The organism is Mesorhizobium sp. M0514 (genome assembly GCF_040321145.1).
In the GTDB taxonomy this organism is placed as follows: domain Bacteria; phylum Pseudomonadota; class Alphaproteobacteria; order Rhizobiales; family Rhizobiaceae; genus Mesorhizobium.
This window is the reverse complement of record NZ_JAMYQZ010000157.1, coordinates 1-7,057: the sequence shown is the minus strand read 5'-3', so window position 1 is coordinate 7,057 and position 7,057 is coordinate 1. Positions and strand designations below refer to the sequence as shown.

Here is a 7,057-nt window from a genome sequence, read left to right as displayed (position 1 = left end):
TGCCTTTTCCCTCGGCCCCACAACCCCGACCGGAACATCCCATGCATCGGCCGCCGATGCAGGAACTGCCGGTGTTTGCCGCGCTCGATCTCGGCACCAACAATTGCCGGCTGCTGGTCGCGGTGCCGCAACGCCATGGCCAGTTCCGCGTCATCGACGCCTTCTCGCGCATCGTCAGGCTGGGCGAGGGGCTGACCGCCAATGGGCACCTTAGCCAGGCGGCGATGGACCGCGCCGTCGAGGCGCTGAAAATCTGCGGCGACAAATTGCGCAACCGCAAGATCAGGAAAGCCCGGCTGATCGCCACCGAGGCTTGCCGCACCGCCGATAATGGCGTCGAATTCCTGCAGCGCGTCGAACGAGAGGCGGGGTTGAAGTTGGAAATCATCGATCGCCAGACCGAGGCGCGGCTTGCTGTATCCGGCTGCGGCTCGCTGGTCGAGCGCGACACGCAAGGCGTGGTGCTGTTCGACATTGGCGGTGGCTCGTCCGAAATCGCGCTGATCGACCTCACCGGCCAGCGCTCGCCGCGGCTGGCCAACCATATCGTGTCGTGGACGTCGCTGCCGGTCGGCGTTGTCTCGCTGGCCGAGCGCTTTGGCGGCCGCACGGTGACGCGCGAGATCTTTGCCGCCATGGTCGATGATGTCGCGGTGCGGCTAAAGTCCTTCGACGGCCGCGACCGGCTGAGCCATGTGCTGGCCAGTCCGAAATTCCATCTGCTGGGCACATCCGGCACGGTGACGACGCTGGCCGGCGTCCATCTCGATCTCGAACGCTACGACCGCCGCCGCGTCGATGGGCTGTGGATGGACCGCGACAGCGTCGACCGCATGGTCGAAAAACTGGTTGGCTGGGATTTCCAGCAGCGCTGCGCCAACCCGTGCATCGGCGCCGACCGTGCCGACCTGGTGCTGGCCGGCTGTGCTATCCTGGAAGCCATCCGTGCGGTGTGGCCGTCGGAGCGGCTGCGCGTCGCCGACCGGGGCTTACGCGAAGGCATTTTGAGCGAGCTGATGGCCGATGACGGCGTCTGGCGCAACAGTGGGCGAGGCCGACAGTGACCAAGAAGCCGGAAAAGCCGGGCTCCGCCAGCATTCGTGTCCTCAAGACGCGGATCAAGAAGAAGAGCGGCCTGAAGGAATCGTCGCGCCGCTGGCTGCAGCGCCACATCAATGATCCCTATGTCCAGCGCTCCAAGGCCGACGGCTATCGCTCGCGCGCGGCCTACAAGCTGATCGAGATCGATGACAAGCATCATCTGCTGAAACCCGGCATGAAGGTCATCGATCTCGGTGCGGCCCCCGGCGGCTGGTGCCAGGTGGCGGCCGCGAGGACGAAATCGACGGCTGATAATCCACATGTCATCGGCATCGACTATCTCGAAATGGATGCGGTGCCGGGTGCGCCGGTGCTGCTGATGGATTTCCTCGACCCGGAAGCGCCGCAAAAGCTCGCCGAGGCGCTGGGCGGCGACCCCGATATCGTGTTGTCCGACATGGCCGCGCCGACCACCGGCCACAAGCGAACCGACCACATCCGCACCATGCATCTGTGCGAGGTGGCCGCCGATTTCGCGCTGTCGGTGCTGAAGCCGGGCGGGCACTTTTTGGCCAAGACGTTTCAAGGCGGCGCCGAAAACGAGCTGCTGTCGATGCTCAAGAAGAACTTCCGCTCGGTGCACCACGTGAAGCCGCCGGCGTCGCGGGATGAGTCGGTGGAACTGTATTTGCTGGCGAAGGATTTTAAGGGCAGAGAGCCACCAGTGGCATCGTCATCCTAGGGCGAAGCAAGGAGCGAAGCGACGCAGCGCAGACCCTAGGATCCATGCCGTGACGTTAACGCGTTGAAAACGCTGCAGAATTCTGTGCCGCTGCATCCTTCGATCAAGATCACGGAATGGATCCCAGGGTCTGCGCGACGCTTTGAGTCGCTTCGCCCTAGGATGAACGAAGCGATGAGGGGCGCTCGCCCCTTACTTCCCAGCCGTGCTCACCGGCTCCAGTGTCTTCGGCGTCGTCATCCGGCCATGACCCGACACGGCGTTGCCGGCATCCGGCGCCAGCCGCATGAACGATACCGACGCCGCCGCTGACACTGCCGCCACGATGAAGAAGGCAATGTGGAAATCGCCGAGCATCAGCGGGCCGCCATGGATCGAGGTCGAGACTTCCAGGATGCCGCCGGCCAGCGCCACGCCGAGCGCGATCGACAACTGCTGGAACACCGCCGTGATCGGCGTTGCCTTGCTGGTGTCCTCGGCCGACACTTCGGCGTAGGAGAGCGCATTGACGCCGGTGAAGAACATCGAGCGGATGAAGCCGCCGACCAGCAATATCGCCAGCATCAGCGCGTAAGGCGTCTCCGGCGTGAACAGGCCGTATATGGCGATCGATGCGGCGGCGATCAGCGAGCCCCAGATCAGCACCCGGCGGAAGCCGGCGAGCCGGAAGATCAGCGCGGTGACGAACTTCATGCCAATGGCGCCGATGGCCGAGACGAAGGTGATCATGCCCGACTGGAACGGCGTCAGCCCGAAGCCGATCTGGAACATCAGGGGCAACAGGAACGGCACCGCCCCGATGCCGATGCGAAACAGCGAGCCGCCGAGCACCGAGGAGCGGAACACCGGGTTGCGGAACAGTTCCAGCGCCAGCAGCGGGTTCTTGGCGCGCCGCGCATGCAGGAGATAGAGCACGCCGGAAATCAGCCCGACCGCCACGGTGATGAGGCCGGTCGCCGGCGGCAGATAGGGCAAGCTGACCACCGACAGGCCGAAGATGACGCCGGAGGCCGCCAGCCCGCTCAGTACGAAACCGACGAAATCGAGCGGCGGCGTCTCCATCGAGTCGGTTCGCGGCAGGAAGCGTGTCGCCAGCCAGATGCCGACCAGGCCGATCGGCACGTTGATCAGAAAGATCCAATGCCAGGTGAAATAGGTGGTGATGAAGCCGCCGATCGGTGGTCCCACAAGCGGGCCGACCAGCGCCGGCACCGTCAGCCACGACATGGCCGCGACCAGCTCGCTCTTCGGCGTCGCGCGCACCAGGACCAGCCTGCCGACCGGCGTCATCATGGCGCCGCCTATGCCTTGCAGGAAGCGCGAGACGACAAAGGCCGGCAGTGAATTGGAGATGGCGCAGCAGACCGAGCCGACGATGAAGACGCCGATCGCGGCGCGAAAAATGGTCTTGGCGCCGAACCGGTCGGCCATCCAGCCGCTGATCGGAATGAAGATCGCCAGCGCCACCAGATAGGCGGTCAGCGCCAGCTTGAGCGCGATCGGGCTGGTGTGGATGTCGACGGCAATCGCCGGCAGCGATGTCGCGATGACGGTCGAATCCATGTTTTCCATGAACAAGGCGACCGCCAGAATGAGCGGAATGATGCGGTTCAACGAACGCGTCCGAACTGGTCTAAATGTGCCTGCCGGCCAATCCAAACAATGAAAAGGCGGGCAAGCCGATACAAACGGGCGGTTATCACGCCTCAGGCGCGATGTCGCATTAATTTGCTGTCACTTTTGTGCGACCATGGGCGGACAAGAGGCGTCGCTGCGTTTCGCCACATTGAATGAACTTGCGAAAATTGACCGGGTTCACTATGCTGTAGTGAATATAACTACTATATGGACAATGCCATGGAAGAAGCCGTTTCCGCAGCCGACGCCAACCGCAAATTCTCGCTCCTCCTGCGCGGTGTCCGCGAAGGACAGAGCTATGTCGTGACCAGCCATGGGCGCCCCGTGGCGCGGATCGTGCCTGCAGGGCAGCCCGACCCTGCGGCGTCTCGTTCGCGCACAGCGCTGCTGTCGCGCCTCGAACGCCAGCCTGTTGTAGAAGCCGGGCGCTGGAGCCGCGACGAGCTTTACGAGGACGAGCGGTGAAGGTCGCGCTCGATACCAACATCCTTGTTTATGCCGAGGGGATCAACGGAGCCGAGAAGCGCGACATCGTTTTCGGCCTGCTGCACGACATTGCGCAAGAGGCAGCCGTCATTCCAGTCCAAGTGCTCGGCGAATTGTTCACCGTTCTCACACGCAAGGCCGGACGATCACGTGCACAAGCGCGCGACGCCCTGTTGAGCTGGCGCGACGCGTTTCCGGTTGTCGGCACGACGCCGGAGGTGATGACGGTCGCGGCTGATCTTGCGACCGATCACCATTTCGGCATCTGGGATGCGACCATCCTGTCTGTTGCCTCGCAAACCGGTTGCCGGCTGCTGCTGTCGGAAGATCTGCAGGACGGCTTCACCTGGGGCGGCGTAACGGTCGTCAATCCTTTCGGGTCACCGCGCCATGTCTTGCTCGATGCCCTGTTGGGCAAGTCCGCCGAATAGGCCACGACCGGCTTTTCAACCACGCCGCGACGTGTTACCAGCCAGCGCCAATCCTGAAAGGGAAGAAACGAGTCGGCGCTGTCCATTTCGGTCCAGCGCTTTTTTGTATTCTCCCGGCGCTTTTCGTATCCGAGGACTGGCCATGGCAAAAATCATCGAAACGTCCACCGGCGCGCTGGCGCTGACCTTTGACGACGTGCTGTTGCAGCCCGGTCATTCCGAGGTCATGCCCGGTGAGACCGACATCCGCACCCGCATCGCCACCGACATCGACCTCAACGTGCCGATCCTGTCGGCCGCCATGGACACCGTCACCGAGGCGAGGCTTGCCATCGCCATGGCGCAGGCCGGCGGCATCGGCGTCATCCACCGCAATTTCTCGCCGGCCGAACAGGCCGAGCAGGTGCGTCAGGTCAAGAAGTTCGAATCGGGCATGGTCATCAATCCGGTCACCATCGGCCCCGACGCCACCCTGGCCGACGCGCTGGCGCTGATGCGCACCTATTCCATCTCGGGCATTCCGGTGGTCGAGAATGGCGGCACCGGCGGCCAGAAGATCGGCCGCCTCGTCGGCATCCTGACCAACCGCGACGTGCGCTTCGCCTCCGATCCGGGGCAGAAAGTCTACGAATTGATGACCCGTGAGAACCTGATCACGGTCAAGGAGAATGTCGACCAGGACGAGGCCAAGCGGCTGCTGCATCAGCACCGCATCGAAAAGCTCGTCGTCGTGGACAAGTCCGGCAATTGCGTCGGCCTGATCACCGTCAAGGACATCGAGAAGTCGCAGCTCAACCCGCACGCCACCAAGGATGCGCAGGGGCGCCTGCGGGCGGCGGCAGCCACCAGCGTCGGCGATGACGGCTTCGAGCGCGCCGAGCGGTTGATCGATGCCGGTGTCGACCTCCTGGTCATCGACACCGCGCATGGCCATTCGCAGCGCGTGCTCGATGCGGTGACGCGGGCCAAGAAGCTTTCCAATTCCGTCCGCATCCTGGCCGGCAACGTCGCCACCGCCGAAGGCACGCAGGCGCTGATCGACGCCGGCGCCGATGCCGTCAAGGTCGGCATCGGCCCGGGCTCGATCTGCACCACGCGCATCGTCGCCGGCGTCGGCGTGCCGCAGCTTTCGGCGATCATGTCGGCGGTCGAGACGGCGCATAGATCAGGCGTGTCGGTCGTCGCCGACGGCGGCATCAAATATTCGGGTGACCTGGCCAAGGCGCTTGCCGCCGGCGCCGGTGCGGCCATGATCGGTTCGCTGCTGGCCGGCACCGACGAAAGCCCGGGCGAGGTCTATCTGCATCAGGGCCGCTCCTTCAAGGCCTATCGCGGCATGGGCTCTGTCGGCGCCATGGCGCGCGGCTCGGCCGATCGCTACTTCCAGGCCGAGGTTCGCGACACGCTGAAACTGGTCCCGGAAGGCATTGAAGGGCAGGTGCCCTACAAGGGACCTGCGTCTGGCGTGCTGCACCAGCTTGCGGGCGGGCTAAAAGCCGCTATGGGTTATGTCGGTGGCCGCGACCTTGCCGATTTTCGCGAACGCGCCACCTTTGTGCGCATATCCAACGCCGGACTTCGTGAAAGCCACGCCCATGACGTCACGATTACCCGCGAAAGCCCGAACTATCCTGGCGGAGCCTGACCGGCAGCCAGAGCGGTACATGCTCTGGCGCCACCAGGCGACGATCGTGCTGCGGCTGGCGCGCCATGCCGGCGCGCTGTGCTTTGCCGCCGCGGCGGTTTTCATCATCATGACGCTGCTGGAATTCTTCTATTTCCGCCGGCTGAGCGGTGGCCTGCCGTCGCTCGACGTGCGCCTTGGCGGGTTCACGCCCGACGAGGGCATGGCCTGGCTGACGGCACTCGGCCGGCGCGGCAGCGAGATCATCCTGGTCTGGCACTATTTGACTTTCGACCTTCTCTTCCCGGCGCTGCTGTCGCTGACCATGGTCAGCTTGATCCTGGCAACCGGGCGGCGGCTGAAGAGTTTTCGTGCCATGCCGGTGCAGCTTCAGGCACTGTTCGCGCTGGTCATCGTGCTGCCCTACACGTGCGCCGACTACGCCCAGAACATTGCGGTGGCGCGGCTTCTGTCCGATGCGCTGTCGGCCAACCCGGATTCTCTGTCTTTCGCCTCGTCGCTGATCGTCACCAAATTCGCGCTGCTGGCGATCCCCGTCATCGTCATCGCGTTTTTGATCCTTGCCGCCCAGCGGCGTCCACAGGCATGAACGACAGAGCAGGGGCAACGCCATGAGCCAGACCGCGATTTTCTGGCCGATGCTGGCGCAGGTGTTGCTCGTCTATATCGTCTATGTCGTGATGGGCCGGCGCCGCTACGGCGCGGTCAAATCGGGCGAGGCCAAGGTCGGTCAATACAAGGTGCGCACGACCGAGCCCGGGTCGAGCGTCACGGTCGCCAACAATCTTGTCAACCAGTTCGAACTGCCGGTGCTGTTCTATGTGCTGTGTCTGGCGCTGCACGCGACCAATGGCGTCAATTATCTGACCCTGGCCTTGATGTGGATTTTCGTGATTTCCCGCTATGGCCACGCCTGGGTCCACCTCACCAGCAACAATCTGCGGTTTCGCAGCCGCGCCTTCTACGTCGGCGCGATCATTCTCTTGCTGGCATGGATCTGGTTCGCCCTACACCTGCTCGGAGCGGTGTAGGGCAGTTGTTTACCCTCCCCCTTGTGGGGAGGGTCGCTCCGCG

Annotated in this window: 8 protein-coding genes; 7 read left to right on the top strand and 1 reads right to left on the bottom strand. The window is 63.9% G+C overall.

The features are described from left to right. Together NKI61_RS31870 and NKI61_RS31865 are read left to right on the top strand one after the other, a co-directional pair. The coding region (locus NKI61_RS31870; protein WP_352842307.1) for a Ppx/GppA phosphatase family protein at window positions 1–1,064 on the top strand (1,064 nt) is incomplete at its 5' end. Beyond that, entirely contained in the window at window positions 1,061–1,783 is a 723-nt protein-coding gene (locus NKI61_RS31865) for an RlmE family RNA methyltransferase (protein ID WP_023705807.1), read from the top strand. The genes NKI61_RS31870 and NKI61_RS31865, both read left to right, overlap by 4 nt. A gap of 192 nt (window positions 1,784–1,975) precedes the next feature. Here the strand turns inward: NKI61_RS31865 and NKI61_RS31860 are convergent, their stop codons facing one another. Further along, on the bottom strand, window positions 1,976–3,397 hold the full coding sequence (locus tag NKI61_RS31860) for an MFS transporter (protein WP_023682431.1): 1,422 nt from the start codon (window positions 3,395–3,397) through the stop codon (window positions 1,976–1,978). Between the two features lie 243 nt (window positions 3,398–3,640). Between NKI61_RS31860 and NKI61_RS31855 the strand changes: the two genes are divergently transcribed. The 5 genes from NKI61_RS31855 to NKI61_RS31835 all read left to right on the top strand — a co-directional run bounded on the left by NKI61_RS31855 (window position 3,641) and on the right by NKI61_RS31835 (window position 7,014). After that, window positions 3,641–3,886: a type II toxin-antitoxin system Phd/YefM family antitoxin gene (locus NKI61_RS31855; protein WP_023673036.1), complete on the top strand. Its 246-nt coding sequence runs from the start codon at window positions 3,641–3,643 to the stop codon at window positions 3,884–3,886. Then, the gene (locus tag NKI61_RS31850; RefSeq protein ID WP_023682430.1) at window positions 3,883–4,338 is read left to right on the top strand and encodes a PIN domain-containing protein; all 456 of its coding nucleotides are present in this window, start codon (window positions 3,883–3,885) and stop codon (window positions 4,336–4,338) included. The genes NKI61_RS31855 and NKI61_RS31850 overlap by 4 nt, the downstream gene beginning before the upstream one ends. A 142-nt stretch (window positions 4,339–4,480) precedes the next feature. After that, the gene (guaB, locus tag NKI61_RS31845) at window positions 4,481–5,983 is read left to right on the top strand and encodes an IMP dehydrogenase (RefSeq protein ID WP_023682429.1); all 1,503 of its coding nucleotides are present in this window, start codon (window positions 4,481–4,483) and stop codon (window positions 5,981–5,983) included. 19 nt (window positions 5,984–6,002) lie between these two features. After that, on the top strand, window positions 6,003–6,572 hold the full coding sequence (locus tag NKI61_RS31840; protein ID WP_023673033.1) for a hypothetical protein: 570 nt from the start codon (window positions 6,003–6,005) through the stop codon (window positions 6,570–6,572). A 22-nt stretch (window positions 6,573–6,594) separates the two neighbouring features. After that, window positions 6,595–7,014, top strand: coding sequence for an MAPEG family protein (locus NKI61_RS31835; protein ID WP_352842306.1), 420 nt, complete (start codon window positions 6,595–6,597; stop codon window positions 7,012–7,014). The last annotated feature ends 43 nt before the right edge of the window (window positions 7,015–7,057 follow it).

Coding starts and splice junctions, on each gene's coding strand:
- NKI61_RS31840 (WP_023673033.1), top strand. CDS start 6,003: ATGCTCTGGCGCCACCAGGCGACGATCGTGCTGCGGCTGGCGCGCCAT.
- guaB (WP_023682429.1), top strand. CDS start 4,481: ATGGCAAAAATCATCGAAACGTCCACCGGCGCGCTGGCGCTGACCTTT.
- NKI61_RS31855 (WP_023673036.1), top strand. CDS start 3,641: ATGGAAGAAGCCGTTTCCGCAGCCGACGCCAACCGCAAATTCTCGCTC.
- NKI61_RS31835 (WP_352842306.1), top strand. CDS start 6,595: ATGAGCCAGACCGCGATTTTCTGGCCGATGCTGGCGCAGGTGTTGCTC.